25 protein-coding genes are annotated in these 26,828 nt (G+C 58.5%); 18 read left to right on the top strand and 7 right to left on the bottom strand.

Going from position 1 to position 26,828, the window contains the following annotated elements:
- Positions 1-32 precede the first annotated feature (32 nt).
- The 12 genes from GCM43_RS04555 to GCM43_RS04500 all read left to right on the top strand — a co-directional run bounded on the left by GCM43_RS04555 (position 33) and on the right by GCM43_RS04500 (position 14,169).
- The gene (locus tag GCM43_RS04555; protein WP_152242324.1) at positions 33-1,205 is read left to right on the top strand and encodes a DegT/DnrJ/EryC1/StrS family aminotransferase; all 1,173 of its coding nucleotides are present in this window, start codon (positions 33-35) and stop codon (positions 1,203-1,205) included.
- Positions 1,202-1,900, top strand: coding sequence for a WbqC family protein (locus GCM43_RS04550; protein WP_152242323.1), 699 nt, complete (start codon positions 1,202-1,204; stop codon positions 1,898-1,900). The genes GCM43_RS04555 and GCM43_RS04550 overlap by 4 nt, the downstream gene beginning before the upstream one ends.
- A gap of 59 nt (positions 1,901-1,959) precedes the next feature.
- Positions 1,960-3,093 carry a class I SAM-dependent methyltransferase gene (locus GCM43_RS04545; protein ID WP_152242322.1) on the top strand — a complete coding sequence of 378 codons (1,134 nt, stop codon included), beginning with the start codon at positions 1,960-1,962 and terminating at the stop codon, positions 3,091-3,093.
- Between the two features lie 33 nt (positions 3,094-3,126).
- On the top strand, positions 3,127-3,978 hold the full coding sequence (locus tag GCM43_RS04540; RefSeq protein WP_193315535.1) for an NAD-dependent epimerase/dehydratase family protein: 852 nt from the start codon (positions 3,127-3,129) through the stop codon (positions 3,976-3,978).
- Entirely contained in the window at positions 3,975-4,952 is a 978-nt protein-coding gene (locus GCM43_RS04535) for an ATP-grasp domain-containing protein (protein WP_152242320.1), read from the top strand. The genes GCM43_RS04540 and GCM43_RS04535 overlap by 4 nt, the downstream gene beginning before the upstream one ends.
- Positions 4,930-5,607, top strand: a complete 678-nt coding sequence (locus GCM43_RS04530) for a metallophosphoesterase family protein (RefSeq protein WP_152242319.1) — start codon at positions 4,930-4,932, stop codon at positions 5,605-5,607. The genes GCM43_RS04535 and GCM43_RS04530 overlap by 23 nt, the downstream gene beginning before the upstream one ends.
- Before the next feature lie 43 nt (positions 5,608-5,650).
- On the top strand, positions 5,651-6,622 hold the full coding sequence (locus GCM43_RS04525; RefSeq protein ID WP_152242318.1) for a glycoside hydrolase family protein: 972 nt from the start codon (positions 5,651-5,653) through the stop codon (positions 6,620-6,622).
- Positions 6,619-7,626 carry a glycoside hydrolase family protein gene (locus GCM43_RS04520; RefSeq protein WP_152242317.1) on the top strand — a complete coding sequence of 336 codons (1,008 nt, stop codon included), beginning with the start codon at positions 6,619-6,621 and terminating at the stop codon, positions 7,624-7,626. The genes GCM43_RS04525 and GCM43_RS04520 overlap by 4 nt, the downstream gene beginning before the upstream one ends.
- On the top strand, positions 7,623-8,405 hold the full coding sequence (locus tag GCM43_RS04515; protein ID WP_152242316.1) for a class I SAM-dependent methyltransferase: 783 nt from the start codon (positions 7,623-7,625) through the stop codon (positions 8,403-8,405). The genes GCM43_RS04520 and GCM43_RS04515 overlap by 4 nt, the downstream gene beginning before the upstream one ends.
- A 345-nt stretch (positions 8,406-8,750) precedes the next feature.
- On the top strand, positions 8,751-11,552 hold the full coding sequence (locus GCM43_RS04510; protein ID WP_152242315.1) for a tetratricopeptide repeat protein: 2,802 nt from the start codon (positions 8,751-8,753) through the stop codon (positions 11,550-11,552).
- A gap of 293 nt (positions 11,553-11,845) precedes the next feature.
- Positions 11,846-12,982: a flagellin N-terminal helical domain-containing protein gene (locus tag GCM43_RS04505; protein WP_413770924.1), complete on the top strand. Its 1,137-nt coding sequence runs from the start codon at positions 11,846-11,848 to the stop codon at positions 12,980-12,982.
- 98 nt (positions 12,983-13,080) lie between these two features.
- Positions 13,081-14,169, top strand: a complete 1,089-nt coding sequence (locus GCM43_RS04500) for a hypothetical protein (protein ID WP_152242313.1) — start codon at positions 13,081-13,083, stop codon at positions 14,167-14,169.
- 142 nt (positions 14,170-14,311) lie between these two features.
- Here the strand turns inward: GCM43_RS04500 and GCM43_RS04495 are convergent, their stop codons facing one another.
- Genes GCM43_RS04495 through GCM43_RS04465 form a run of 7 tightly spaced genes read right to left on the bottom strand, consistent with a single transcriptional unit; the run spans position 14,312 to position 20,598 of the window.
- A complete protein-coding gene (locus GCM43_RS04495; protein ID WP_152242312.1) occupies positions 14,312-16,399 on the bottom strand; it encodes a flagellar biosynthesis protein FlhA in 2,088 nt (695 codons plus the stop codon).
- Positions 16,396-17,535 carry an EscU/YscU/HrcU family type III secretion system export apparatus switch protein gene (locus GCM43_RS04490; RefSeq protein ID WP_152242311.1) on the bottom strand — a complete coding sequence of 380 codons (1,140 nt, stop codon included), beginning with the start codon at positions 17,533-17,535 and terminating at the stop codon, positions 16,396-16,398. Before GCM43_RS04490 ends, GCM43_RS04495 begins: the two co-directional genes overlap by 4 nt.
- Positions 17,525-18,325: a flagellar biosynthetic protein FliR gene (locus GCM43_RS04485; RefSeq protein ID WP_152242310.1), complete on the bottom strand. Its 801-nt coding sequence runs from the start codon at positions 18,323-18,325 to the stop codon at positions 17,525-17,527. Before GCM43_RS04485 ends, GCM43_RS04490 begins: the two co-directional genes overlap by 11 nt.
- A 12-nt stretch (positions 18,326-18,337) precedes the next feature.
- On the bottom strand, positions 18,338-18,610 hold the full coding sequence (gene fliQ, locus GCM43_RS04480; protein ID WP_152242309.1) for a flagellar biosynthesis protein FliQ: 273 nt from the start codon (positions 18,608-18,610) through the stop codon (positions 18,338-18,340).
- On the bottom strand, positions 18,610-19,380 hold the full coding sequence (gene fliP / locus GCM43_RS04475; protein WP_152242308.1) for a flagellar type III secretion system pore protein FliP: 771 nt from the start codon (positions 19,378-19,380) through the stop codon (positions 18,610-18,612). Before fliP ends, fliQ begins: the two co-directional genes overlap by 1 nt.
- Positions 19,377-19,751: a FliM/FliN family flagellar motor switch protein gene (locus GCM43_RS04470; RefSeq protein ID WP_152242307.1), complete on the bottom strand. Its 375-nt coding sequence runs from the start codon at positions 19,749-19,751 to the stop codon at positions 19,377-19,379. The genes fliP and GCM43_RS04470 overlap by 4 nt, the downstream gene beginning before the upstream one ends.
- 1 nt (position 19,752) lies before the next feature.
- The gene (locus tag GCM43_RS04465; protein ID WP_226929315.1) at positions 19,753-20,598 is read right to left on the bottom strand and encodes a FliM/FliN family flagellar motor switch protein; all 846 of its coding nucleotides are present in this window, start codon (positions 20,596-20,598) and stop codon (positions 19,753-19,755) included.
- A gap of 570 nt (positions 20,599-21,168) precedes the next feature.
- Between GCM43_RS04465 and GCM43_RS04460 the strand changes: the two genes are divergently transcribed.
- From GCM43_RS04460 to GCM43_RS04435, 6 genes are all read left to right on the top strand, one after another.
- Positions 21,169-21,507, top strand: a complete 339-nt coding sequence (locus GCM43_RS04460) for a flagellar hook-basal body complex protein FliE (protein WP_152242305.1) — start codon at positions 21,169-21,171, stop codon at positions 21,505-21,507.
- Between the two features lie 68 nt (positions 21,508-21,575).
- Positions 21,576-23,312 (top strand): flagellar basal-body MS-ring/collar protein FliF, encoded by a 1,737-nt coding sequence (fliF, locus tag GCM43_RS04455; protein ID WP_152242304.1) that lies wholly within the window; start codon positions 21,576-21,578, stop codon positions 23,310-23,312.
- Positions 23,290-24,330 carry a flagellar motor switch protein FliG gene (locus GCM43_RS04450; RefSeq protein WP_152242303.1) on the top strand — a complete coding sequence of 347 codons (1,041 nt, stop codon included), beginning with the start codon at positions 23,290-23,292 and terminating at the stop codon, positions 24,328-24,330. Before fliF ends, GCM43_RS04450 begins: the two co-directional genes overlap by 23 nt.
- Entirely contained in the window at positions 24,327-25,016 is a 690-nt protein-coding gene (gene fliH, locus GCM43_RS04445) for a flagellar assembly protein FliH (RefSeq protein ID WP_152242302.1), read from the top strand. Before GCM43_RS04450 ends, fliH begins: the two co-directional genes overlap by 4 nt.
- Positions 25,013-26,323, top strand: coding sequence for a flagellar protein export ATPase FliI (gene fliI, locus GCM43_RS04440; RefSeq protein ID WP_152242301.1), 1,311 nt, complete (start codon positions 25,013-25,015; stop codon positions 26,321-26,323). Before fliH ends, fliI begins: the two co-directional genes overlap by 4 nt.
- Positions 26,324-26,328: 5 nt before the next feature.
- Positions 26,329-26,766 (top strand): flagellar export protein FliJ, encoded by a 438-nt coding sequence (locus tag GCM43_RS04435; RefSeq protein ID WP_152242300.1) that lies wholly within the window; start codon positions 26,329-26,331, stop codon positions 26,764-26,766.
- The last annotated feature ends 62 nt before the right edge of the window (positions 26,767-26,828 follow it).

Below are 26,828 nucleotides of genomic sequence, written 5' to 3'. Positions count from 1 at the left end.
CATCAGGAAATAATACTTCAATAGGTACAACCATGTCGGCACCGACGCCACCGGCCAAACCGGCCAATGCGCTATATGTAACTCAGCCACTGCTTCCACCCTTGGAAGACTTTATTCCTTATCTGGAAAAGATATGGGAAAACAAGATCCTGACTAATACCGGCCCATTCCACCATGAACTGGAACAGGCCTTATGTGACTATCTTGGCGTCAAGCATATTTGCCTGTTTACTAATGGCACTCTGGCGCTCATTACCGCATTGCAGGCATTGCGCATTACGGGCGAAGTCATTACTACCCCCTACTCCTTTGTCGCAACCGCCCACTCCCTGGTATGGAACGGTATCCGCCCGGTGTTTGTGGATATCGATCCGCTCACCTTCAACCTCGATACCGACAAGATCGAGGCGGCCATAACGCCTCAGACCACCGCCATCATGCCGGTACATTGTTACGGGCTGCCATGCGATGTGGACGGCATTGAGCGTATTGCCGACAACTACGGCCTTAAAATCATTTACGATGCAGCCCATGCGTTTGGGGTTCAGCACAATGGCGCCAGCGTCCTCAATCATGGCGATCTTTCCGTGTTGAGCTTTCACGCAACCAAGGTCTTCAATACGTTTGAGGGCGGCGCCATCGTTTGTCCCGATGCAAAAACAAAGCAACGCATCGATCATCTGAAAAATTTCGGCATCGTCAGCGAAACGTCCGTTGTTGCGCCTGGTATCAATGGGAAAATGAGCGAGATAAACGCGGCATTCGGTCTTTTGCAATTGAAGGGCATAGATCAGGCATTGCAGCGCCGGCAAATGGTAGACGCCTATTACCGGCAAAAACTATCGGGCCTTAAAGGCATCCAATGCCATGCGCAGTCGGCCGGCAAGACTAATCACGCCTACTTTCCCATCCTGGTCAAACCGGACTTCCCGATTAGTCGCGATCAGTTGTTCCAGTATCTGCGTGAGAATAATATCTTCGCCCGGCGCTACTTCTATCCCCTGATCAGCGACTTCCCCATGTACCGTGGACTGGCCTCATCGGCGCCTGCGAACTTGCCTGTGGCACGCCAGATTGCCGACCAGGTCATCTGCCTGCCGCAGTATCCTGCACTGACGTTCGAACAGGTCGACATGATTACCGACCTGATCGCCAGCGTGGCCTGCCATGGGACACCATCGGCAGACAGGACAGCTGGGACATGAAAATTGCCATCATGCAGCCATATTTTTTTCCCTACATTGGCTATTTCCAGTTAATCGCCGCGGTCGATCTGTTTGTCCTGTATGACAACATCCAGTACACAAAAAAAGGATGGATCAATCGCAATCGTATCTTACTCAATGGTAACGATGCCTTTATTTCATTGCCCTTGCAAAAAGACAGCGACACCCTAGATGTGCGCGAACGAGAATTTGCCGCTGATTTCAAGCCGAACAAATTGCTGGCGCAACTGGACGGTGCGTATCGCAAGGCCCCCTACTTCAAACTCACCATGCCACTGCTTGAGGCTGCACTGTCGCATGACACCAGCAATTTGTTCACATTCCTGCATTACAGCCTGAAAGAGACCTGCGCCCATCTTGGCCTCTCTACGCCGATACAAATATCGTCGGCGATCGATATCGATCACACGCTCAAAGGCCAGCACAAGGTGCTTGCCATCTGCCAGGCAGTCGGAGCACGGACTTATATCAATGCGATAGGAGGCCAGTCGCTGTATTCGAAAGCAGACTTCCTGCACAAGAATATCGAACTGCGCTTCATCCGTTCGAAAGAGCTGACTTACGAGCAATTTGAAGCGCCTTTCGTACCTTGGCTATCGCTGATCGATGTCCTTATGTTCAATCCGATAGCGCAGGTGCGTTCAGCCATCAGAAACAATTATGAACTGCTGTAAGCCATCATAATGATCATACGGCTCGATTTTGATGACCAGCTTCCTATTCTGAACCTATTATGCAAAAAATAGATAGCCTTGCCAAAGGCAAAATTTTGGTTTTTCCAGGCGGCATGCCAAAATCGCTGGAGTTTCTACAGCAATGCCAGGCAGATGGCAAGCCTGTGTTGGGGGCGTCGTCGCTGGCGCACGATCCCACACGCCAACAATACGCTGCGTGGGCGTATCTGCCTTACGTGACCGATGCCAGCTTCGATGCCGCTTTGCAGGCATTGATCGACGATCAAAGCGTCACAGGAATTTACACGCCCAATCCTGTGATCTGGGATCATCTGCACCGCACCCTGCAGACACTGGCTCCCGGCGTGGCGCTGCTCAATGCCTCACCAGCGGACGCCGAACTGACTCTCTACCGGAGAGCGCAGTCGCAGGTCGCCACATGGTTAGAACAGCCATTGGCAATTGGTGCGGCTAAACCGGCCCGGTCATCTGCCAGCAGTCTGCAGCTGGCGGCGCTGTTTCGACACGCCGAACTCATTCCTGGCATGTGCGACCGTGAAAAAATGTTTGCGCTGTGTGAAATCGCGCGTCATGCTGTCGATGGCGACATTGTCGAAATCGGCAGTTGGTGGGGCAAATCTGCTTTTTTGCTGGCATGGCTGGCGCGTTGCCATCAGATTGGAAAACTTTTATGCGTTGACCCCTGGTCGAACGCTCACCTGGTACAGAACGACGCAACCGGCCTGGTTGATCAGGTATCGGCACAATTCGATGCAAGCGAAGCCTTGACGGTCTTCGAAATGAATTTATTGCCTTACAGCCATGACCATGTCAATTATCTGCGCCTGCCGTCGGAATCGGGGGCCCGGCACTATCGGCAGCAGCGCGAGGTACATACCGACGCATTTGGCACAACCTGCTACCAGGGCAGCATCGCGATATTGCATATCGACGGCAACCACACCTATGCTGCAGCCAGCGCGGACCTGGCCTGCTGGTCAGGCCTGGTCCACGCAGGTGGCTGGATCATTGTCGATGACTATATCTGGCCGTATGGTAATGGGCCGCAACGCGCCGGCGACGAGTTCATCGGACGCTACCGCGACCGCATTGCAACGGCGTTTGTCATGGGCAGTGCACTGTTCATGCAATTGTCGCATCGACTCGACGAAGTCCATGTCGTACAGGGTTGATTTTCTATCAACGTCAGCACGGAGATTATGTCGATGCGCATATTGATCGTTGGCGGCAATTCCACACTGGCGCATGCACTTGTGCCCGTGCTGTCGCAGTTCGCCGAAGTAATGACGGCAGGACGCAGCGGCTGCGACGTTCGGCTCGACCTGAATGGCGAGATCGATGCAGGTGCGATACCGCGCGGTATCGACGTGCTCATCAATACGGCAGCCAGCTTCGGAACTGGCGATGCGGCAAGGTCCATGTATCAGATCGAGCAGACCAACGTCCTTGGCCCGCTCAGGCTATGCCAGCTATGCACTACCTTATCGATCAGCCACATGGTGCAAATATCGAGCATTTACGCACATCTGACGGCACAGTCGCCGTTCTACACGCCCTACTCCCTGTCGAAGCGCCATGCGGAAGAGCTGATCGGGCTTTACAGCGAACAGACAGGACTGGCGCTGACCGTCATCCGGCCATCGCAGTTTTATGGCACCGGCCCGGCCTGCCGCAAGCATCAGCCATTCCTGTACACGATCATCGACAAGGTAGCCAATAACGAAAACGTGACGATCTACGGCAGCAACGATGCACGCCGTAACTTTATTCATCTCGACGACGTGGCCGAACTGACCGCCGCGGCCATTCGACTGAAAATTACCGGCAGCCATGACTGCGCCCAGTTGCAGCCAGTGCGCTTTTCCGACATCATCGCGGCGGCCGCCAAGGCGTTCGGCAGCAGGAGCCAGATGGTTTTTATGCCGCAGCAGCCTGATATTGCCGACAATATCTGCCCGGCTGACGATACACTGTTTCGCCTGCTGAGGCAGTATCCGCGCATCTCCTTGGAATTGGGTATGGCAAAAGAGGCAGCTTACAGAAAGTCCATGCAATGAAGAAAATTCTGGTTTCCGGAGCCAGTGGCATCGTAGGCTATGGCATCCTGCGCTCACTGCGCAAGGCCGACCCGACACTGCACCTAATTGGCAGTTCCATGTATACCGACTCGGTCGCACCCGCATTTTGCGACATATTCAAACTCGCCCCCGCTACCAGCACGTCCGGCTATCTCAACTGGCTGTGTGCAACCATCAGCAGGCACCAGATCGATCTGATTATCCCAGGCATCGAAATCGATCTGCACAGCTGGTCGGCCAGTCTTGCGCTGATTGAACGACATGGTGCGCGCGTGGTTATGAACCGGCCGGAACTGGTCGCACTATGCCAGGACAAATGGGCCTTCTATACATCGCTGATGGCGGCCGGCATGCCGTGCATCATCGACAGCAGCCTCGACAATTCTTATGAAGCGCTCGTGGCCGCTTACGGCCTGCCTTTCCTGCTCAAGCCACGCCGCGGTTTCGGCTCCAAGGGGATCGTCAGGGTGGACAGTGCCGCAACGTTCGAGCGCCATCGACATGATATCGGTCTTCGCCTGATGGCGCAGCCGATCGTGGGTAACGATGACAACGAATTTACAACATCAGCTTTCTGCGACGGCAACGGCGGCTACCATGCCAGCATCACCTTGCGCAGGAAGTTGTCGAAAGACGGATTTACCGACAAGGCGGAGGTCGTCGATGCAGCTCAGTTCCGTGAAACATTGGAAAGGCTATGTCAGCATTATCTGCCCATTGGTCCGACCAATTTCCAGTTCAGGACCTGCGCCGACGGCGTCAAACTGCTGGAAATTAACCCCCGTATCTCGTCGTCGACCTCGATACGCACTGCATTCGGCTACAACGAAAGTGCCATGGCAGTCGATTTCTATCTGTCAGGCAAAATTCCAACGCCGCCTGCAATACGACGCGGCCATGCGGTGCGCTATATAGAGGAGCATATTTTTTATGACGACCGCGTTCATTTCTGACATTCATGGCAACTTTGAAGCATTGAAGGCGGTAATGGCGGAAATAGATCGCCTCGGCGTGACCGACATCTGCTGCGCGGGCGATGTGGTTGGCTATTACAGCCAGGTCAATGAGTGTTGCGACCTGTTACGCGAGCGCGCCATCGCCTGCGTCATGGGCAACCATGACTGGTATATGGCTGGCGGTGGTTTTTGCACGCGTTCACGCAGCGTCAATGATTGCCTGGCCTACCAACGCAAGGTTATCAGCGCGGACAATCTCGCCTGGCTCAAGACCTTGCCCGTACAGTTACAGGCAGGCGAAGTGCGCATAGTGCATGGAGGCTGGGGAGACCCCATCGATGAATATCTGAAGCCCAGCGCGGAATATTTCGACCAGGTCGAGGGCAAGGCGTTTGTCTCGGGCCATACGCATGTGCAAAGACTGGAAATCTACGGTGACAAGAGCTACTGCAATCCTGGCTCGGTAGGGCAGCCGAGAGATGGCGATCCACGCGCCGCTTTCGCGCTATATGCCGATGGCCGTTTCACTCTGCACCGTGTGCCATATGACATGCAGCCGGTGTTCGACCTGATGGAGGCAGCAGGATTTAACGACTATTATTATGGCGGCCTGAAAACAGGTTCAAGAGTGCTCAGGCGCCTGCACGACTGATTCGTCATGAAGTTGATGACGAAATTTGGCAAAGGACAAAGAAATGTTTGAATGGGAAAAATTGGGGAAGCTGTTCGACCCCAAGGATCTGGAACATGGCAGCTGGATGCACGATTTTGCCCAGTCGCCAACGGTGCTGGTTGACGATGATCGGATACGCGTCTACTTCTGCTCCAGGCCAGCGCCGGTGGACGGCCAATATCTGAGCTACATGTCATATATAGACCTGGATCGCAACAACCTGCTGCAAATAACCCATATCTGCCAGGCTCCGCCTCTCGCGCTGGGCGACTATGGCACGTTCGACGAATTCGGCATCAATCCGCTGACGGTCATCCGTCATGGCGAACAGGTACGAGTGTATTACGGCGGCTGGACCCGTTGCGAATCGGTACGCTTCAATGCCGCCATCGGTATCGCTGTCAGCGCCGATAACGGCGATACATTTCAGCGCATGGGCGCCGGGCCGGTACTCGGCTACAGTCACGACGAACCGTTCCTCCAAGGCAGCCCGCGAGTGCGCAAATATGGCCAGCAATGGCAAATGTGGTATGTGGCTGGAAAAGAATGGCGTGAGACTGACGGCCTGCCCGAACCGATTTACAAAATTCGCATGGCCACCTCGGATAACGGCATCGACTGGATCAAACATGGCCTAGACCTGATCGAGGATAAATTGGGATCCCATGAATGCCAGGCCTGCCCTGACGTCATTTTCCGCGATGGTAAATATCATATGTTTTTCTCCTATCGCGATATCCACGACTACAAAAGCCGCCAGGGCGGCTATCGCATAGGCTACGCCAGCTCGGTCGATATGCTGCACTGGAAGCGTGATGATGAAATGGCTGGCATGCACGTTTCTTCCACGGGCTGGGATTCGGAAATGGTCAATTATCCACATGTATTTGAAGTAGACGGCACTACCTACATGATTTATCAAGGAAATGAAATGGGCCGCGCGGGAATGGGCCTGGCCAGACTACGCGCACCGCAAGACTGGAGTGCACTATGAAATGGAAAAAACTGGGCAAGCTGTTCGATCCCGCCGATCATGTCTTGCCTTTGGAATGTACAGACTTTGCACAGTCGCCGCAAACGCTGCTGCTGCATGACCGCCTGCGCATTTATTTTTCTACCCGAAAGCGTGACCATACTGGCAAATACCTGAGCCATGTAGCGTTTGTCGATATCGCATTGGATCTGCACACGATCATCGGCGTATCCACCGATACCGTGATTGCGCTTGGTGGCCTCGGCTGCTTCGACGAGCATGGCATCTTTCCGGTCAATATGGTGCAAGACGGCAATCGTGTGCTGGCCTACACCACCGGCTGGAACCGCAAGGTATCAGTGTCGGTTGACGCCAGCATCGGATTGGCGATCAGCCAAGACAATGGCCTGACGTTCGAGAAATATGGCACCGGACCGGTCATGTCGGCCTCCCTGCATGAGCCCTTTCTGGTGGCCGACGCCTATGTCGTGATACATGACGGGACATACCACATGTGGTATATATTTGGCACCGCGTGGAAAAAATTCCATCCTGACGAAGCGCCCGATCGCGTCTACAAAATTGCCCACGCCACTTCAAGTGACGGCATACACTGGCAACGCGATGGCAAGCCGATCATCGCAGATCGCCTGAATCAGGATGAGTGCCAGGCACTGCCCACCATTTTTGAGCGTCATGGCCGCTATCACATGTATTTCTGCTATCGACAAGCCTACGGTTTCAGAACCGACAGCAACAGCGCCTATCGCATTGGCTACGCTTGGTCCGATGACATGATTGCCTGGCACCGCGACGACAGTCTTGCAGGGATTGACATAGCAGCAGAAGGTTGGGATTCACAGATGCAATGCTACCCGCATACGTTTGAACTCGGTGGCGCGATCTACATGCTATACAACGGCAATGAGTTCGGCCGCAGCGGATTTGGCCTGGCTCGGCTTTGTGAACAAGAGCAAGATGTGCACGCCCCTTCGCCTGCTGCCCATACAAGGATACCCTCATGAATATTCAAAGAAACTACAATCGGGAACTCGACGATTCCACCAACGAGGCGAACGAAAAGTACTCGTACGGTTTCGACATCGATGTCATGCACCCATACATGATACGCTCGTTCGAACCTTTTTTCCGTCCAGGCAGCCTGCTTGAACTAGGTAGTTACAAAGGCGACTTCACGCAGCGCTTCCTGCCGTATTTCAGCGACATCACCTGTGTAGAGGCATCCGACGAGGCTTTAACGGAGGCACAACGCCGCTTTGACGCTCAGGTGCAACTGATTCACTCTACGTTTGAAAACGTCACCTTGCCTAAGCGCTATGACAATATCATACTGACTCATGTCCTCGAACATCTGGACGATCCGGATGCAGTTCTTCAACGCATCAATCGCGAATGGCTGGCCGAAGGGGGACGTCTGTTCCTGGTCTGCCCCAATGCCCATGCTCCATCGCGCCAGATTGCCGTCAAAATGGGCCTTATCACCCACAATGCTGCGGTTACGCCGGCTGAGGCCGAGCATGGCCACCGCCGAACCTACGCGCTCGACACGCTGGAACGCGATGCAATACAGGCCGGGCTGAAGGTCATTCATCGATCAGGCATATTTTTCAAGGCACTGGCCAACTTTCAATGGGACCAGTTGCTGAAGACCGAGATTATCTCCAAGGCTTATCTTGATGGCTGCTACCAATTGGGCCAACAGTACCCGGATTTATGCTCGAGCATCTTTTTACTGTGTGAACCTGCTGCGCATCAATCCATCTCGGCAGAGCTGGCTGGGTAACGGACAGTGGGCAAACCGGCAACATGGGTCGCCGTTATCGTTCCTGGCTAAAAGGTCCGACCAGGAATAGCCCCAGCGCGCCTCATTAAGCCCCGCGACTTGACTTCACTCGGTATCAACCGTTTTTTTCCTTCAGCACAGTCATTTATGTATCTGAAGCCTGCCTTAGCCATTTCATCGCGCCAATGGCACTAAGCTGTACTAGTCAACAACCGCACAGGCGACGCTGATCATTCCACGCGCCTGCCCGGCGATGAATCCCTTAATGAAAACAATGACTTTCTTATCTTACCATCCGTCATAATCACTGCGTTCTTTTCGCAGTTAAACTAAGTTCGATACGCAATGCACACATCTATTCAAACAGCACCGACGACGTCAGGCATACACCAGGTTGACGAGATCATATCGGCGGCGCTTGCCGACTATCGCAAAATGCAGGCAACCTTGCCCAGAGACGCGCAGGTTCACTATACCATCGGCTACACCTTGTGTCTGAGTGATAAAACGGACGATGCTGAAGCAGCATTTCGGCTGGCAATCGAGCTCAAGCCCGACCATTTCCATGCATTGAAAGATTATGCAGCGCTGCTGCTCGATCGCGGGCAATATGATGAGGCGGCTACCCACTACCGCGCTGCCTCATTGTTGGTCAGGGATGACGCCACAATTGCCTGCAATCTTGGTGCAGCGCTGCAGGCGGCAGGCGAGCTCGAGCAAGCTTTGGCTGCCTATCAACGGATGTTGGAACTGCTGCCCGACAGCGCCATCGCCCACAACAATATCGGATCGATCCTGCAAAATCAGGGTCACATCGAGCTGGCGCAACAGAGCTTTGTGCGCGCGCTTGCAATCGAACCGAATTTCGCCGATGCCTTGTCCAACATGGGCGTGTGCTTGCTGGGCCTGGGCAGACTGGACGAATCGCTGGACTATACCAGGCGCGCCATCGAACACAATCCTGCCCATCTGCAGGCGCGTACCAACATTACCTCGGTTCTTTTCAAGCTCGGCCGCAATGAAGAGGTCATAGAGCAATGTCGCCTGGCTCTGCAGGTCAACCCGGACTGGAAGCACATCTACAGCAATCTGCTGTTTTCACTGGCTCACAGCGAGCAGATTGCGCCTGAGGCTGTGTTTTCGGAACATCTTCGCTATGCGGAGCAATTTGAACAACCGCAACGTGCCATCTGGCGACAACATGACAATGTTCGCGATTCCCAGCGCCGCCTGCGCATAGGATTCGTCTCGGCCGATCTGTACAATCATGTCGTTGCCAGTTTTATCACACCGATATTCGAGCATCTGCGCCATGCCCCAGGTCTGGAACTGAGGGTATATGCCAACAGCCTGCATGATGATGCATCAAGCAGGCAGCTAAAAAAAATGGTCCCCAGCTGGCAGCAAGTGGAGAGACTGACCGATGAAGAATTCAACAAGCTGATCATCAGTGACAGCATCGATATCCTGATTGATCTGTCAGGACATACCGGAGGCAACCGATTGTCAGCCTTGGCCGGCAAGCCCGCCCCTTTGCAGGTGAGCTGGATCGGTTACCCCATGACGACCGGCCTGCAGGCGATGGATTACTACCTCAGCGACCGCTACTTCTCGCCACCGGGCATGTTTGATGCGCAATTTACCGAAAAGTTGGTGCGTCTTCCTGCCAGTGCCCCGTTCCTGCCACCCGCCGAGGCGCCCGACATCAATCCGGCACCAGCGCTGGCAAACGGCTACATCACCTTTGGGAGTTTTAACCGACCAAGCAAAATCAGCCGGAAGGTGATCGCCAGATGGGCAAAATTACTGCGTATCTTACCTGATGCACGGATGGTGATGGCAGGCATGACCGAAGACGGCATTACTGAAACCTTGCGCAACTGGTTTGCCGATGACGGTATTGCCGGAGACCGCCTCGACTTCCATCGTCATACGCATACTACCGCTTACCTCAAATTGCATGAACAGGTTGACATCTGTCTGGACACTTCTCCTTATACCGGCGGAACAACCACCTTATATGCATTATGGATGGGCGTTCCTACCCTGACCATGACTACGCCGACCCTGCCCGGCAGGGTCGGCGCGACGATCATGCTACAAGCCGGGTTGGCAGAATTCGTCGCCATTGATGAAGATGATTTCATTGAAAAAGGTATAGCGCTTGCAGGCAATTCAGAGCACCTCAACTCTATACGCAGGCAGGCACGCGCGCGCATCAGTAACAGCGCTATGGGGCAACCAGCGCTGATCGCCGCCGGCCTCGATCACGCACTGCGCAATATGTGGCAACGCTGGTGCGTCGGCCTGCCGCCAATTTCCTTTGATTCAAATCCTGAGCAAAGCGTCTTGGTCGGACGTGCCCGCAGCCACAAGGCATTGCATGAGGTGAAGGTCGATGTCGCCTTGCCGCTGGCGCTGGAACATCATCAGGCCGGGCGCCTCGAAGAAGCGGAGACGCTGTATCTGGCAATCCTTCACGTACAACCTGACCACGCCATCGCCAACCACAATATGGGCTTGCTCGCAGGGCAACTGGGCTACCACGATGCGGCGTTGCCATATCTGCGCAAAGCCCTTCAATGCAGTGGCGACGAGAGCTACTTTCATTATTCGTATGCAAACGGCCTGTTGCAAGCAGGTCAGCTACAACAGGCGCTGGAAGTGATCTCCGCCGCAGTCGCACAGGACCATGACGACCCACAGACACAGTCCTTGCAACACCGCGTGCGCCAGGCAATAGCTGACCAAGGTAGTACGCCCAGCCCGGCAGAAGAAGAACAGATCATCGCCCTGTTCGAGGCAGGCCAGCATGCAGAGCTGGAAACAGCCGCGCAAGCCTTGGTAAGACGTTATCCGGTTTCAGGATTTGCATGGAGCGTATTGGGCACCGCCTTGCAAATTCAAGGCAAAGATGCCTTGCAAACCCTTTTACAGGCGGTCCGGCTGGCTCCCGGAGACCCTCAGGCGATCAGCAACCTGGGCAATGAATGGCAATCACTAGGCAAGTTCGAGGAGGCCATTAGCTGCTATGAGCACGCGCTGGAACTTGAGCCGGAATTTTCCGCCGCGCATGAAAATCTTGCGCTGGCGCGGCACGCCATTGACCTCGCGGCCCAAGCTACCGCAGATACCCGGCACGGATAGGAGTAGACATCTGGAACAGCGTCGCGCAGGACGCATCCCGACTTTGTGTCACAGGATGCGCTTCACCGCTCCCCCTGTTTTTCGTTGTCAGGGCCAAAAACATTGCGTTAAACATACCATACTCGACAATCGATATCACGAAGAAATTTATTTTAAAAAATTTCTCTTAAGAATTTAATTTGTCCGTAGCAACGGTCGTCTTGTACATATGAGAGCGCAAAAATGCTGCTCCGTACCGCAACCAAACAACTGGAGTAACTTTCATGCTGAGCCTTCACACTAACGCAGCGGCCTTGTCTGCACAAAATTCGATCTCGAAAACCCAACAGTCGCTGTCGACTTCGATGACGCGCCTGTCCACCGGCTACCGTATCAACACGGCAATGGACGACGCTGCCGGCCTGCAAATTGCAACCCGCCTGAAAGCTCAAACCAGCGGTATGGCGATGGCCATGCGCAACACCCAAAACGCCACTTCGATGATCCAGACCGCCGACGGCGCGCTGAACGAAACCGTCAACATCCTGGTTCGCATGAAAGACCTGGCGACGCAAGCTGCCGACGGTTCGTCGACCGTTGACGATCAAAAAGCCATGCAAGCTGAATTCGACACGCTGACCAACGAACTGAGCAACGTTCTGGGCAATACCTCGTTCGCTGGCGCCAAGCTGATGTCCAAAGCTGCCACAACCGCCGAAAAGCAAGCTGCACTGAACAAAGCTACTGCTGATGGCCTGATCGTCACCACCGGAACAACAGGTACTGCCGACTTGGCAGCCACGGCCGGTACGCAGCTGGCAGCAGCAATTGCTGCAAACGCCACCGGTGGCGCCAATGCAACTACCGCCGCTGCAGTCGTTACCGCAACGGACACCAAGCTGAACGCCGATAAAGCCGATAAAGTGGCCAAGGCCACTGCAGCCGCCTCCCTGGCATACAGCAATGCTGCTGCCGCCAGCAATGCCGCTAATGACGGCAAATTCTCGGCTAATCTGCAATTCCAGATCGGCGCTTCGACCAGCGAAACGATGAGCTTTGACCTGTCGGCGCAACTGACCTCGATGCAAGGTGCCATCAAGACAGCCACCGCCAACTTCAACACCTTCGGCGCTGCTGCCAGCACGGCAGGCACGGAACTGACCTCGGCAGCAACGTCGTCGGCCGCTATCGACAAGCTGCAGGCAGCGATCGACGCCGTCGGCACCTCGCGCTCGGCATTGGGCGCCGCTGGTAACCGTCTGGATAAAGTCTACAGCAATCTGTCGAACGTCAGCACCAACACCGCCGGCGCTGCTGGCCGTATCATGGACACCGACTTCGCGACCGAAAGCTCGAACATGACCGCTTCGCAAATGCTGCTGCAAGCTGGTACCGCCATGCTGAAACAAAGCAACAGCATGTCGTCGATGGTTATGTCCCTGCTGCAATAATAGCAATCGCGCACTGACCTGGTTCAGGTCGGTTCGACCAAAGCCAACTGCGCAAGCAGTTGGCTTTTTTTTATCTCTTCCATGCAGGAACCGCAGCAATGGCAATAGACCGGGTATCGGCAGGTACACCCCTGCCCCTGATTACGCAGCGCCTCGACGTCAGCCCGGCCACGCCGATGACGCCGGGCGTGGTGATGCCGCTGGTGCAGATCGGCCCGTACATGGCGCCCTCGCCCGACGCCGGCACGCTGCCGGCGCAGCTGCAGCAGGCGCAGGACAGCCTGGCCGGTCTGGTCAAGCCCAATACGGACGGCGCAGGGGCCGGCGCGATGGCGCGCGACAGCAGCGCCATGCAGGTCAACCAACTTTTCTTCACGCGCCAGCTGGTATGGCAGCCGCCCGATGCGGCGCAGCTGGCCGCTTCGTGGCGCGTGATGGTGCGCACCTATGGCGAACAGGTCGCCTCCTTGCAGGAGCATGCGCGCGGCCAGCATATGCCGGGCAATCTGTTTATGGCCGAGCAGCAAAGCGCCGGCGTGCGCCTGCCCTTGCCGCCCGACAGCGAAGCGTGGCGCTTTGCCGTTTATGGCTGGGCCGGCCAGCGGCTGCTGCTGCGCGTGCTGCCTGGCGGCGAGGAAGAAGAAGAGACGCCGCGCCGGCGCCAGGGCAAGGTGGCTTTGCGGGTTGAACTGGTGATCGACGGCCTTGGTCGCGTCATTATCCAGATGGAACCGTCCGGCGACGGCGTGCTGCTGGAACTGGCGGCCGACGAGGCAGCGGCATTGGTGATGCTGCGCCGCATGCTGCCGCAGATCGCCGAAGCGGTGCAGCAAGCGGGCCTGCGCCTGGTGCGCTGCCGCCTGAACCGCGTGCTGCATGCGCAGCGCCTCTATAGCGGCTTTGCCATGCAGAACGCCGCCAACAGCCTGGGCCTGCCGCTGTTCCACGCCATGGCGCAAGTGGCGCTGCTGCTGACACGGCCGCCGGCCGAAGCGGCGCATGACCCTTCCGAGCCAGCCGCAGCGCCGGCTGCCGAGCCGGAAGAAGAACCGATCGTGGTATCGAAGGAAGTGCCGGCACCCAGGGATTACGACTGGGGCGACGGCGAAGATGAGGTGGGCGGCGACGTCTTGCTGCTGGAAGCGCCAGTTGATGACTTGCTGCCGCCGATTGATGAGGTCGATTAGTTATAACAGTATTTCACGTAGGTCGGATTAGGCACCGCAGGGCCGTAATCCGACAACATTGTTGGCGCCCCAGGTGTTGTCGGATTACGCGCTTGCGCGCTAATCCGACCTACCATGCCTCCAGCGGGGCTGCGCCCGCAAATCAACCCACAGTCCCGATAATACTCACTTCCCGGTTCTCGGGAATCTCGTTATACGACAGCACATGCAGGCCCGGCGCGAACAGGCGCGCGTAGCGTGCCAGCAGCGGACGAATCTGCGGCAGCACCAGCAGCAATGGCGGCGTGGCCTGCTGCTTCATCTGTTCGCGCGCGACCGGCATATTGACCTGCAGTTGTGACAGCAGGTGCGGGTCGATCGGGTAGTTGTCGAGCGCGACCTTGCCGGCCTGGCGCGCCTGGTTGAGCGAACCGAGCAGCATGTTTTCCAGGTCGCCGCCCAGGTTGAACGCCTGCATTTCCATCTTCTGGCCGAACAGGCCGCCAACGATCTGGCGCCGCAGCGTGCAGCGCACCTCGGCTGCCAGCAGGATCGGGTCCTTGGTGGTCTCGGCGTTATCGAGCAAGGTGGTGGCGATCGGCACGATGTCTTTCAACGACACGTTTTCCGCCAGCAGCACGCGGAACACGCGCAGCAACTGGGTTGGCGTGAGTGCCTTGTCGAGCGCACCAGCCAGCTTGGGCGAGAGCGCGGTCAAGCGCTCCATCATGTGCGACACGTCTTCATGGCGGAACAATTCGGGCAGGTACTCGCGCACCATCTTCGACAGATGGGTGGCAATCACACTGGGCGCCTCGATCACCTGGTAGCCCATGCCCAGCGCATGGGCCTTGTCCTGCGGCTCGATCCAGGTCACGGCCATGCCGTAGGCCGGCTCGATGCCGGGGATGCCGTCGAGCTGGCCATAGACGTTGGGCGATGGAATGGCCATCAGGCGGTCGGCCTGCACTTCGGCCTGCGCCACCACCGTGCCCGACAACATGATGGTGTATTGCGACGGCTTCAGGGCCAGGTCGTCGCGCACGCCGATGGCCGGCAACAGCAGGCCCATCGCCTCCGACAGGCTCTGGCGCACGCCCTTGACGCGCTTGTTGAGCGGCTCGCCCTGAGTCTTGTCGACCATGCCCACCAGCTTGTAGCCGAGCATCACCATCAGCGGATTGACCACCGGCAGCTGCTGCCACTCCAGTTCGGTCGGCCGCTCCTCGCGCAAGGCCGCCTCGATGGCTGCCATGTTGGAGTTATCGGGTTTCTTGATCTGCTTGGTCAGGCGCCAGGCCACATACGCCAGCACCAGCGCAAAGGTCATGAACATCAGCCATGGCATGCCGGGAATCAGGGCCAGCGCCACCATCATGCCGGCTGCGCTGAAGAGCACCGTTGGCGAGGTCAGCACCTGGCCAGCCACCTGCTGCTCGAAGTCGCCGGAGTCGCTGATACGGGTGACCAGAATGGCGGCGGCGGCCGACAGCAGCAGCGCCGGAATCTGCGCCACCAGGCCGTCACCAATGGTCAGCAGTGCATACTGGCGGAAAGCGTCGCCGAACGACAGGTCGTGCATCAGCGAGCCGATGGCCACGCCACCGACCATATTGATGATCAAAATCAATATACTGGCCACCGCATCGCCACGCACGAATTTCGAAGCACCGTCCATGGCGCCGTAGAAGTCGGCTTCGGCCGCCACGTCCTTGCGGCGCGCCTGGGCTTTTTCCTGGTTGATCAGGCCGGCATTGAGGTCGGCGTCGATCGCCATCTGCTTGCCCGGCAAGGCGTCCAGCGTAAAGCGCGCCGAGACTTCCGAAATACGTTCGGCGCCCTTGGTCACCACCGCAAAGTTAATGATCATCAGGATCACGAATACCACGATACCGACCACGAAGTTGCCGCCGATAACCACGTTACCAAACGCCTCGATCACCTTACCGGCCGCATCGGCCCCGGTATGGCCGTGCAGCAGCACCACCCGCGTCGAAGCGACGTTAAGCGTGAGCCGCAGCATGGTGGTGGCCAGGATCACCGTCGGGAATACCGAGAAGTCGAGCGGCCGCTTGGCCGACACGCTGACCAGAATCACGATCAGGGCCAGCACGATATTGAACGTAAACAGAATATCGAGCAGCACCGGCGGCAGTGGCAGGATAATCATCGCCAGTATCACCAGCAGGAACATCGGCGTGGCGAACTTGTGACGGCGCATTTCAGCAATCAGCCGGTTCAGGAAATTCATGACGGTACAACCTCGCTCATAGAAGATGGCACGACCACCTCGGTCGGTAATGATGGCTGGGCAGCGCGCTGCCCAGAACGGAATGCTTTCAGCTGCAAGATGTAATTGAGCACCTGCGAGACGGCCTGGTACAGCTGCACCGGAATCTGCTGCTGCACCTGGCTGGTGTTATAGATGGCGCGCGCCAGCGGCGGCAGCTCCAGCGTTTCAACCTGAAATTCTTTTGCGACCTGGCGGATATACAGCGCCATTTCATCGACCCCCTTGGCCACCACGAAAGGCGCCTCAGCGCGGTCCTGGTCATACTTCAAGGCCACGGCATAATGCTCAGGGTTGACGATCACCACATCGGCGTCGGGCACGGTCTTGCGCACGCTGCGCCGGCCCAGCTGCTGCTGCAGCTGGCGGATGCGCTGGCGCACTTCGGGACGCCCTTCGCTGCTCTTGTGTTCTTCCTTGACTTCCTGCTTGCTCATGCGCTGGTTGCGCGCAAAGAAAAATGCCTGCGCCGGCACGTCGATAATCGCAAACAGGATAAACACTGAAATGAGCGCCATCAGGCCGTCGAGCATCAGCGCCGAACCGTCCAGCATCGCTTGCTGCAATGGTCGGTGCTGCAAATCGACATATTGGCTGAGGCTGGAGCGGCTGACATGCACCAGCACCATGCCCAGCACCACCGCCTTGGCAATCGACAGGCCGAATTCAAAACCATGCTTGGGGCTGACCAGCCGGCCCAGGTTCTTGGCCGGACTCAGGCGCTCCATTTTGGGCATCAGATTTTTCGCGCTGATCACCCAGCCGCCTGGCAGGAGCGAACCGAGCACCACGAACAGCGGCACGCAAAACAGCGGCAGCACCATCTTGATCAGCAGGCCGACCGAAGTGACAAAGGCCATCGACATGGCGTTTTCCAGTGCGCCGGTGCTATCCAATGGCATGAACGAGAGCGCAAACAGCTCGCGGAACGACTCCAGGTAGCTGGGCACAAGAAACACAAACAGTTTCAGGCTGATCAGGATGCCCAGCGCGGTCGACAGGTCGCGCGAGCGCACCACCTGACCTTCCTTGCGCGACTTTTTCAGTTTCTGCGCACTGGCCTTTTCGGTTTTGTCGCCGCTCGAATTATCCGCCATGGGCCATCCGCATCTGTTGTTCGATCATGCCCAGCACGCGGTTGGTCATGGCCACGTAGTGCTCGGGAATAAAGCGCACGATCTGCGCCAGCATCAGCAGGCCGAACATGGTAATCATGGAAAACCCCAGCGAAAACAGGTTCAGCGACGGCGCCACGCGGTTGAGAAAGCCAAAGCCCAGCTGCACCACCATGGTGGAAAACGCAATCGGCAGGGCCAGCAACATGGCGGCGGCAAAAATCCAGGCCACATTGAAGGCCACCGTCTGCAGCAGCAGCGGTCCATAGCCCTGTCCTACCGGCCAGGCCTTGAAACTGGCGCCGATCACGCCGCTCAGCACCAGGTGGCCGTCGACGGCAAAAAACACGATCATGCACATGATGGTCAACAGGCCCGATACCACGTCCGACGAGGTGCCGTTGAGTGGATCGTTCATCACCGCCATGGAAAAACCGATCTGGCTCGACACCAGGAAACCAAGCACCGACATCACCGACATGGCAAAGTGAAACGCCAGCCCCAGCACGAAGCCGATCACCGCCTGCTCAAGCGTGGCCACCACCGCGTACAGCGAAAACGGATCGATGCGGGTCAGCTCCTGCGCCGCACCGCTGGCATGCATCACTGGCAGCATCACAATGGCCAGCACCAGCGACAGCAGGATGCGTACCGTGACCGGCACGGCGCCGTCGCCGACTACGGGTGCGGCGCTCAGCATGGCCAGGATGCGGCAGAACGGCCACCAGATGGTAAGCAGGAAAGGCAGTATCTGAGGGACAAATTGTTCCATGGCGGCGCGAAGCTAGCCGACCAGGGTGGCGGCGCGCTGGAAGATCGACACGCAGTAGTCCATCAGGTAACCGGCCATCCAGCGCCCGGCGATAATCAGGGCCAACAACGTCACCAGCAGGCGCGGCAGAAAGCTCAGCGTCTGCTCGTTGATCTGCGTGGCAGCCTGGAACAGCGCCACGATCAGGCCCATCAAGAGGCCCGGCACAACCATCACCACCACCAGCAGCATCACCACATGCAGCGCTTCGGAGACCAGGTCAACGGCAACGTCAGGGGTCAGCATCAATACGCCTGTATGCTGGTAACAAGGGTGTTGACGGTCAGCGTCCAGCCATCGACCAGCACGAACAGCAGCAGCTTGAACGGCAGGGAAATCACCAGCGGCGAGAGCATCATCATGCCCATGGCCATCAGCACCGACGCCACCACCAGGTCGATGATCAGGAACGGAATAAACAGCATGCAGCCGATCTGGAATGCCGTTTTCAGTTCGGACAGCACAAAGGCGGCCAGTTTGACGGTAAAGCTGTGATCCTGCGGCCGCGCCGTGACCGGCTCACCGGCCAGGTGAGCCACCTGTGCCAGCGCCGCCTTGCTGGTCTGGGCCAGCATGAAGCGCGAAATCGGCACCTCGGCGCGCTTCAAAGCTTCCTGCATGCCGATCTGGTCGCGGTCATACGGCACGAAGGCTTCCTTCCAGACCTGGTCGCCGATCGGACGCATCACCAGCAAGGTGAGAATCAGCGCAATGCCGGTTACGATGCGGTTGGGCAGGCCCTGCTGCAGGCCCAGCGCCTGGCGCAGCAGCGACAGCACGATCACGAAACGGGTAAAGCTGGTCATCATCATGACCATCACCGGCAGCAGGCCGAGCAAGGTCATGACGACCAGGATCTGCATCTTTACCGACAGATCGGTCTTGGCGCCGGGCACGATGCCCGACAGCAAATCCTGCGCACCTGCACTGGTGCAGCACAGCAGCAGCGCAGGCGCCGCCAGCGCGGCGACCAGCAGGCTGGAACGCCGCGTCATACCGGGGCCAGCCAGCTTCATGCTGTCATCATGTCGAGATTGAGGCCGTCGAGGTCGATCACCTTGAGACCATAGTTTTCACCGGCCACCACCACTTCGGCGCGGCCGATCGGCGTGCCATTGACCTTGATCACCAGCGGCTCGCCAGCGAGCATATCGAGTTCGATCACGCTTTCCGGGCCGATGGCCATCAGTTCTTCCAGCGAAATGCGGGCCGAGCCCACTTCCAGCGTCAGCGTGACGGGAATCTTGCGCATCATCTGCGGAATATCGCGCCGCGCGCGCGTCGGCGATACCTCACTGACACCATTGACTTCGCTCTGCTCGATGATCATCTCATCGCCCAGGTCTTCCAGCAGGGTTTCGCTCTGATTGCTATCGTTCATATTCATATTATTCAACATCTTCAAATGAGGTTAGACAGAGCTTGCCTTTGTGTTCGGATACGGCGGCCGTAAACAGGCGCGAATCGTCGAGCATGACGTCGGTACGGCTCAGGCTGACAGGAATCACGTCGCCCACGCGCAGGTCGAACAGCGCACCGAGCTGAACCTGCTTGCTGACCAGCCGACCTTCAAGCGTCACCTGCAGGCGCGACGCCAGCGGACGCACGCTGCGCAGCGCCTTCTTGGCCTGGGCGCGTTCGGGCAGCAGGCCGCGCAGCACATCGGCCATCAACTGCTTGTCGAGCGAGAACCAGATTTGCCCGCTCTGCCCGCTTTCCACGTCGCTGACCGCGACCGTGGCGATCCAGCTGCCGCGCACCGGGCGCACGCCCGACTGCGCCGTCAGTTCGGCAGTCGTGTCGATCTGGCTCGATTTGCCCTGCGTTTGCAAATTTTTGTCGATGCGCGCATACAGCGTGGCCACCAGCTGTTGTCCCAAGACCACAGCCAGGCGCTCTTCGGTGGCCGTCACGCGCACAGTGGCCGGATCCGGCAAGGCCGTCTTCGCACCAGGACTTCCATAGCGATAGTTAAGCACGCTCAGCAGCACCTGGCGCTCCAGCGAAAAACCGGCCTGACCGGCCGGTACGCTAAAGCTGAGCCAGCGATTGACGCTGTCTTCGTTGTCCACGCGCGACAGGTTGACCGAGTCAACCTGGAAAGTGCCCCAGTAGCGCCTGCTCATCGGCTGGCGCAGCGCGGCCGCCAGATCGTCGCGCAACTGGGCGGCAAAAACGTGCAGCAAGTGTACAGGACGTCCCAGCAAACAGGAATCGAGGACTTGATGAGGCAAAGTTTGATCTGTCTTGGTGGTTATCATGTGAGTCATGTCGTATTGCATTGGCAGAACAAATTATACGGATCGCCTGAAATTAAATACAGCATCATCTTGCCTTACAACTGACTTGGAAGTTGAAACCTTGCAAACGATTGCGCAACTGGCACGATATTGGCCCGGCGCGGTGCTGAACGATACAGTAAAACCCCAAATATTGCCATGAAACAATATGACTGCCGATGGCTTGAGGCATTCCGTCCTTTACTTTATAGTTGCTGCGAGGTAAGCTTACAGCGACAAAATTTCGCTTTGCAGTGTGCCATGGTCTTTGCCGGATTCAAGTTTTATGGCAATTTGATTTCCTTCTAATTGTCTGCCTCAGAAACTTTTATCGGTCAGTTATTCATTATTGTGGCCTTGCAAATAATATTGCAATCGATAGCGTGAGTTTGCTTGTAGTGGTTCTCGCATTGTGTGGCGCGGCAATTAATAAAACTGATGGGTTCGATTAACGAACCAGGCGACATGGCAACACCAGTAATTTCTTGATTGATACAGCTTCGCATATTGAATATAGAGGGCAAGATGAGCAACGAATTCGCAGGCATGATCAAAGCTGATCTGGCTGCATTACAAAACGATGCGCGCGCCCTGGGCGCCAGTATTGCACCGGCCGCCCATTTCGGCGGCGACACCCCTGCCACTTATTCCTTCGCGCAAAGCATGAAGGACGCCATCGGCAATATCAATCAGGGCGATCAGATGGCGGCGCAAAAAATGAGCGACGTCGACAGCGGCAAGAGCGATGACCTGGTCGGCGCCATGCTGGCCAGCCAGGAAGCGAGCCTGTCTTTCTCCATGCTGATGCAAGTACGCAACAAAGTCATGGGCGCCGTCGATGAACTGATCAAGCTGCCGCTCTGATTTTTCCGCTGTAATACATTCGTCAACACCCAGCCTCCAAGCGAAAGTTATTCCACGTGATTACCCCCATGAAGTCCGCATTTGCGCGCTGGCGCACAAGTGCCCAACCCGCCATTCCGCCTGCCTTGCTGAAAAACCTGGTGCCCCTGCTGGTGCTGGCCATCGGCGTGACGGCGCTGGTGATGATGTTTGTCTGGCGCGACCAGGCCAACTACAAGCCGGTGTTTGGGGCGCGCGAAAAAGTGGCAGTGGCGGACATGATGGCCACGCTCGACGCCGAACATATTGCCTACCGCGTCCATCCCGATACCGGCCAGGTGATGGTGCCAGACGCCATGCTGGGCAAGGTGCGCATGCTGCTGGCGTCGAAAGGCGTGACGGCGCAGTTGCCGGCCGGACTCGAACTGATGGACAAGAACGATCCGCTGGGCGTGTCGCAGTTCGTGCAGGATGTGCGCTTTCGCCGCGGCCTGGAAGGCGAGCTGGCGCAAAGCATCATGTCGCTCGACGCCATCGCCTCGGCGCGCGTGCACCTGTCGATAGCCAAGTCGACCTCGTTTGTGTCGAGCGACGGCGACAAGTCGTCCGCCTCGATCGTGGTGGCGCTGAAACCGGGCCGCACGCTGGCGCCCGAGCAGATCGCCGCCGTGATCAACATGGTGTCCGGCAGCGTGGCCAGCCTCGCGCCCACGCGCGTGAGCCTGGTCGACCAGGCTGGCAACCTGCTGTCGGCCCATATCGACCTGGCCGACGGTTTCGACGCAACCTCGGCCGGCAATGAAGGCGCAAAGCGCATCCAGGATGACATCCGCCGCAACGTGATGGGTCTGCTCGGCCCGGTCATCGGCGAGGACAACTTCAAGCTCAGCGTCACGGCCGCCGTCAACAACGACCGCGTCGAAGAAACCCTGGAAAAATACGGCGAAGCGCCGAAAGTGACCAGCGAAGCGATGCGCGAGGAAATGGACCGCAACCGCACCGTGGCCGGCATACCGGGCAGCCTGTCGAACCGCCCGCCGGCCGCTGCCGTGCCGGGCCAGCCTGAGGCGCCGGCAGACGGCGCAGCCAAACCCGATGACGGTACCGCGCGCAAGAACGCCACCACGCGCCAGTACGCGTATGACCGCAGCATCACCCAGATCAAGCGCAGCCGCGGCAGCCTGGAAAAACTCAGCGTGGCCGTGGTGCTCAACAGCGCCGCCGCGCCCGACGCCAAGACCGGCTGGACGCCGGCCGAAATGGCCAATATCGAAAAAATGCTGCGCACCGGCCTTGGCATCAATGCGCAGCGCGGCGACAACCTGAGCCTGACCGCCCTGCCCTTCCCGGCCAAGCCGCCGGTGGCGCAGTGGTGGGAGGAGCGCGACACGGTGGTCGATTTCAGCAGCTGGCTGCTGTATGCACTGGGCGCCATCCTCGGCTATTTCCTGATATTGCGTCCGCTGCTGCGCCTGCTGACCTCGCGCCTGGCGCCGCCCGAACTCAAGCAGATCGACCCGGCCATCGCCTTGCCTGGCAGCGGCGTGGCCGCTACTGGCGCGACGGCCGGCAGTGCTGCCGGCGACGCCGCCGCGGGCACCCCGGCGCTCGGCCTCAACGGCCTGCCGGCGCTGGAAGGCTCGCCGCTGACCGGCGGCTCGATGCCGGTGGTGCCGCTGCTGGAAAACTATGATTTGCCGCCGCCCGGTTCGGCCGTCGACGTGATGGTCGACCACCTGAAAGTGCTGGCTGAAAAAGAACCCGAGCGTGTCGCCGAAGTCGTCAAACAATGGATGCAGAAAAATGGCCGAACTCAACAACAATAATTTCTCCGATGACGAGCAAGAGGAAGGCGTCAGCCTGACGCCGGTGGAACAGGCGGCCATCGTGCTGCTGAGCATAGGCGAGGAACAGGCGGCCGCCGTGCTGCGCTGCCTGTCGCGCGAAGAGCTGCTGGAAGTGACGCAGGTGATGTCACGCATGAGCGGTATCAAGGTCGAGGCCGTCAAGACGGCGATGCAGACCTTCTTTGACGACTACCGCCAGCAAAGCGGCGTGCACGGCGCCTCGCGCAGCTACCTCAAGCGCTCGCTGGACATGGCGCTGGGCAGCGATATCGCCAACAGCGTGCTCAACAACATTTACGGCGACGCCATCCGTCCCAAAATGGCCCGCCTGCAATGGGCCTCGCCGAAATGGCTGGCCGAATACATCGTCAACGAGCACGTGCAGATGCAGGCCGTGTTCCTGGCCTTTTTGCCGCCTGCGCTGGCCGGCCAGATTCTCGAAGCGCTGCCGGACGAAGGACGCGACCTGGTACTGCTGAACCTGGCGCGCCTCGATGAGATCGACCGCGACCTGCTGGTCGAACTCGATGAGCTGGTCGAACGCTGCCTGGGCACGCTCGACACGCAAAGCACCAGCGTCGAAGGCATCCGCCAGGCCGCCGAAATTCTCAACCGTATGCCGGGCAACCGCGCCGCGCTGGTCGAATTGCTGCGCGCGCACGATCCGGAAGTGGTGTCGGAAATCGAACTGAGCATGTACGACTTCCTGATCCTGGCCACGCAAAGCGACGCCACCCTCACCCGCATCCTCGAAGACGTGCCGATGGAACAGTGGGCGATTGCGCTCAAGGGCGCCGAACCGGCGATCCGCGACGCGGTACTCAAAACCATGCCGCGCCGCCAGGCACAGGCATTCGAGGACATGATGCGCCGCTCCGGCCCGGTGCCGATGAGCCGTATCGAGCAAACGCGCCAGGAAATCATGGCCACCGTCAAGGGACTGGCCGACGCCGGCGAAATCGAAGTCCAGCTGTTTGCCGAGGCGGTGGTCGAATGAAGCCTTTTCGCACCTACCGTTTTCCGCCGCTGTCGCAATTCATTGCGGCCGGCCAGCGCGCCAACACCGAGGATACCGATGGCCAGTGGCAGGCCTCGGTGTCGCAGGGCTTCGAACAGGGCCAGCGCGACGGCTATGAAGTGGGCCTGGTGCAAGGCCAGCAGGACGGCTACGACGCCGGCCGCAACGACGGCGTGGTGCAGGGTCGCGAAGAAGGCCGCAATGAAACGCTGGTCTCGCTGGACCGCCTGGCCCGTCCGGTCGACGCGATTTTGCGCGACCTGAAGAAAGTGCGCGCCGACTACCGCGCCGCCCAGCGCAAGGAAGTGGTGGACCTGGTGGCCAAGGTGGCGCGCCAGGTGATCCGCGCCGAACTGGCGCTGCAGCCGGTGCAACTGCTGTCGCTGGTCGATGAAACGCTGGCCTCGATGCCGCCCACGCGCGAAGAGATCGACGTCTACCTCAACCCGGAAGAATTGAAACGCATCAGCGAACTCGACCCCAAGCGCGCCAAGCGCTGGAACCTGATTGCCGACGCGCGCCTCGATCCGGGCGAGTGCCGCATCAAGGCCGGCGACAACGAAGTCGACGCCGGCTGCCACCAGCGCCTGGCCGCCTGCATGGACCAGGTCAGCAACCACCTGGCGCTGGCCGCCGAACACGCTGACCAGGGCGCGCCTGCATGATAGCCGACACGCTGCGCAGTTTCGAAATTGGCGACATTCCGCTGGCCACGCCGACCGGGCGCCTGGTGGGTGCGTCCGGCCTGCTGCTTGAAAGCGCGGGCTGCCAGTTGCATACCGGGCAACGATGCCAGATCGAAACTGTCAGCGGTGAATGGCTCGATGCGCAAGTGGTTGGCTTTCGTGAAAAAGTCTCTTATCTGATGCCGTTCAAGAAAGCCGCCGGTCTGACCACCGGCGCGCGCGTGCTGCCGCTGCCCGACAAGGCCAGTTTGCAGATCGGCGCCTCGTGGCTGGGCCGCATGGTCAACGGTCTGGGCGAGCCGATCGACGATATGGGCCGCCTCGGTGGCGAGCATATTCTCGATGTGTCGCCACCAAAAATCAATCCGCTGAAAAAACAGCCGGTGGTCGAACCGCTGGACGTCGGCGTGCGGGCGATCAACAGCATGCTGACGCTGGGCAAAGGCCAGCGCGTGGGCCTGATGGCCGGCTCCGGCGTCGGCAAGAGCGTGCTGCTGGGCTTAATTACGCGTCAGACCGTGGCCGATGTGGTGGTGGTCGGCCTGATCGGCGAGCGCGGGCGCGAAGTGCGCGAGTTCGTGGAAAAATCCTTGGGCGAGGAAGGCCTGAAAAAAGCCGTGCTGGTGATTGCGCCGGCCGATGAGTCGCCGCTGATGCGCATTATGGCCACGGAGTTGTGCCACTCGATCGCCGCGCATTTCCGCGACCAGGGCAAGCATGTGCTGCTGCTGGTCGATTCGCTGACGCGCTATGCGATGGCGCTGCGCGAAGTGGCGCTGGCGCTGGGCGAGCCGCCAGCCACGCGCGGCTACCCGCCGTCGGTGTTTTCCAACCTGCCGCAACTGGTGGAAAGCGCCGGCAACGGCGCCCACCAGGACGGCAGCATGAGCGCCATCTATACCGTACTGGCCGAAGGCGACGACCAGCAGGATCCGGTGGTCGATACCGCGCGCGCAATTCTCGACGGCCATATCGTGCTCACGCGCGAACTGGCCGAACGCGGCCACTACCCCGCCATCGACGTGGCCGCCTCGATCAGCCGCTGCATGGCGCAGGTGATCGAGCCGGGCCACATGCAGGCGGCGCGCGCGCTCAAGGCGGCCATGGCGCGCCATGCGCGCGTGCGCGACCTGATCCCGCTGGGCGCCTATGTGCCGGGCGCCGACCCGATTACCGATCGCGCAGTGCAACTGCATCCGCAAATCGAAGCGTTCCTGTGCCAGGGCACCAAGGAAGAAGCACCGATGGCGCCCTGCATTACCCAACTTGAACAGATCATGGGCTGACCACGATGAGCAACGTACATACCATCCGCAACCTGACCACCCTGGTGGGCCTGCGCAGCACCGAAGTGGAACGATTGCAAACGGAGATGGCGGAAAAGACCGCCGTGCGCGAGCGCTACCAGAAAAACCTGGAGCGCCTGACCGGCCTGACCACCAGCAGCGGCGCCAGCGGCGCGCTGCATCTGGCGCTGTCGGTCAATTGCGGCAATTTCAAGCAGGCGGTGATGCAGATTGCCGACCAGCATCGCACCGACCTGTACCTGCATGAAGCCAATATGGCCATCTCGCAGCAGGCGCTCAACGCCGCCTGGGCCAGGCGCGAAGTGCTGGACCAGGTACTGACACAAAAACAAAAGACCGTTGCAACTGAACAACAGCGCATGGACGCCAAGCGTCAAGATGAACTGGCCACGCAATTCTGGTTCCGTGGACAGGTAAAATAATGTTTTACAGAAATAACTTCAGAAAAGTCGATATCTGGTCGCCTTGTCATTGTGTATATCCT

Source organism: Janthinobacterium aquaticum, from assembly GCF_009208565.1.
Taxonomy (GTDB): domain Bacteria; phylum Pseudomonadota; class Gammaproteobacteria; order Burkholderiales; family Burkholderiaceae_D; genus Janthinobacterium.
Note: the sequence above shows the minus strand (reverse complement) of the source record. Positions and strands in the feature narration are given on the sequence as shown.

Bases quoted from the DNA above. Each gene is read 5' to 3' on its own strand.
- fliF (WP_152242304.1), top strand. From the start codon at position 21,576: ATGAAGTCCGCATTTGCGCGCTGGCGCACAAGTGCCCAACCCGCCATT.
- GCM43_RS04485 (WP_152242310.1), bottom strand. From the start codon at position 18,325: ATGGAACAATTTGTCCCTCAGATACTGCCTTTCCTGCTTACCATCTGG.
- fliH (WP_152242302.1), top strand. From the start codon at position 24,327: ATGAAGCCTTTTCGCACCTACCGTTTTCCGCCGCTGTCGCAATTCATT.
- GCM43_RS04525 (WP_152242318.1), top strand. From the start codon at position 5,651: ATGTTTGAATGGGAAAAATTGGGGAAGCTGTTCGACCCCAAGGATCTG.
- GCM43_RS04540 (WP_193315535.1), top strand. From the start codon at position 3,127: ATGCGCATATTGATCGTTGGCGGCAATTCCACACTGGCGCATGCACTT.
- GCM43_RS04530 (WP_152242319.1), top strand. From the start codon at position 4,930: ATGACGACCGCGTTCATTTCTGACATTCATGGCAACTTTGAAGCATTG.
- GCM43_RS04435 (WP_152242300.1), top strand. From the start codon at position 26,329: ATGAGCAACGTACATACCATCCGCAACCTGACCACCCTGGTGGGCCTG.
- GCM43_RS04515 (WP_152242316.1), top strand. From the start codon at position 7,623: ATGAATATTCAAAGAAACTACAATCGGGAACTCGACGATTCCACCAAC.
- GCM43_RS04520 (WP_152242317.1), top strand. From the start codon at position 6,619: ATGAAATGGAAAAAACTGGGCAAGCTGTTCGATCCCGCCGATCATGTC.
- GCM43_RS04495 (WP_152242312.1), bottom strand. From the start codon at position 16,399: ATGAATTTCCTGAACCGGCTGATTGCTGAAATGCGCCGTCACAAGTTC.
- fliI (WP_152242301.1), top strand. From the start codon at position 25,013: ATGATAGCCGACACGCTGCGCAGTTTCGAAATTGGCGACATTCCGCTG.
- GCM43_RS04500 (WP_152242313.1), top strand. From the start codon at position 13,081: ATGGCAATAGACCGGGTATCGGCAGGTACACCCCTGCCCCTGATTACG.
- GCM43_RS04510 (WP_152242315.1), top strand. From the start codon at position 8,751: ATGCACACATCTATTCAAACAGCACCGACGACGTCAGGCATACACCAG.
- GCM43_RS04460 (WP_152242305.1), top strand. From the start codon at position 21,169: ATGAGCAACGAATTCGCAGGCATGATCAAAGCTGATCTGGCTGCATTA.
- fliP (WP_152242308.1), bottom strand. From the start codon at position 19,380: ATGAAGCTGGCTGGCCCCGGTATGACGCGGCGTTCCAGCCTGCTGGTC.
- GCM43_RS04550 (WP_152242323.1), top strand. From the start codon at position 1,202: ATGAAAATTGCCATCATGCAGCCATATTTTTTTCCCTACATTGGCTAT.
- GCM43_RS04555 (WP_152242324.1), top strand. From the start codon at position 33: ATGTCGGCACCGACGCCACCGGCCAAACCGGCCAATGCGCTATATGTA.
- GCM43_RS04450 (WP_152242303.1), top strand. From the start codon at position 23,290: ATGGCCGAACTCAACAACAATAATTTCTCCGATGACGAGCAAGAGGAA.
- GCM43_RS04545 (WP_152242322.1), top strand. From the start codon at position 1,960: ATGCAAAAAATAGATAGCCTTGCCAAAGGCAAAATTTTGGTTTTTCCA.
- GCM43_RS04535 (WP_152242320.1), top strand. From the start codon at position 3,975: ATGAAGAAAATTCTGGTTTCCGGAGCCAGTGGCATCGTAGGCTATGGC.
- GCM43_RS04490 (WP_152242311.1), bottom strand. From the start codon at position 17,535: ATGGCGGATAATTCGAGCGGCGACAAAACCGAAAAGGCCAGTGCGCAG.
- GCM43_RS04470 (WP_152242307.1), bottom strand. From the start codon at position 19,751: ATGAATATGAACGATAGCAATCAGAGCGAAACCCTGCTGGAAGACCTG.
- fliQ (WP_152242309.1), bottom strand. From the start codon at position 18,610: ATGCTGACCCCTGACGTTGCCGTTGACCTGGTCTCCGAAGCGCTGCAT.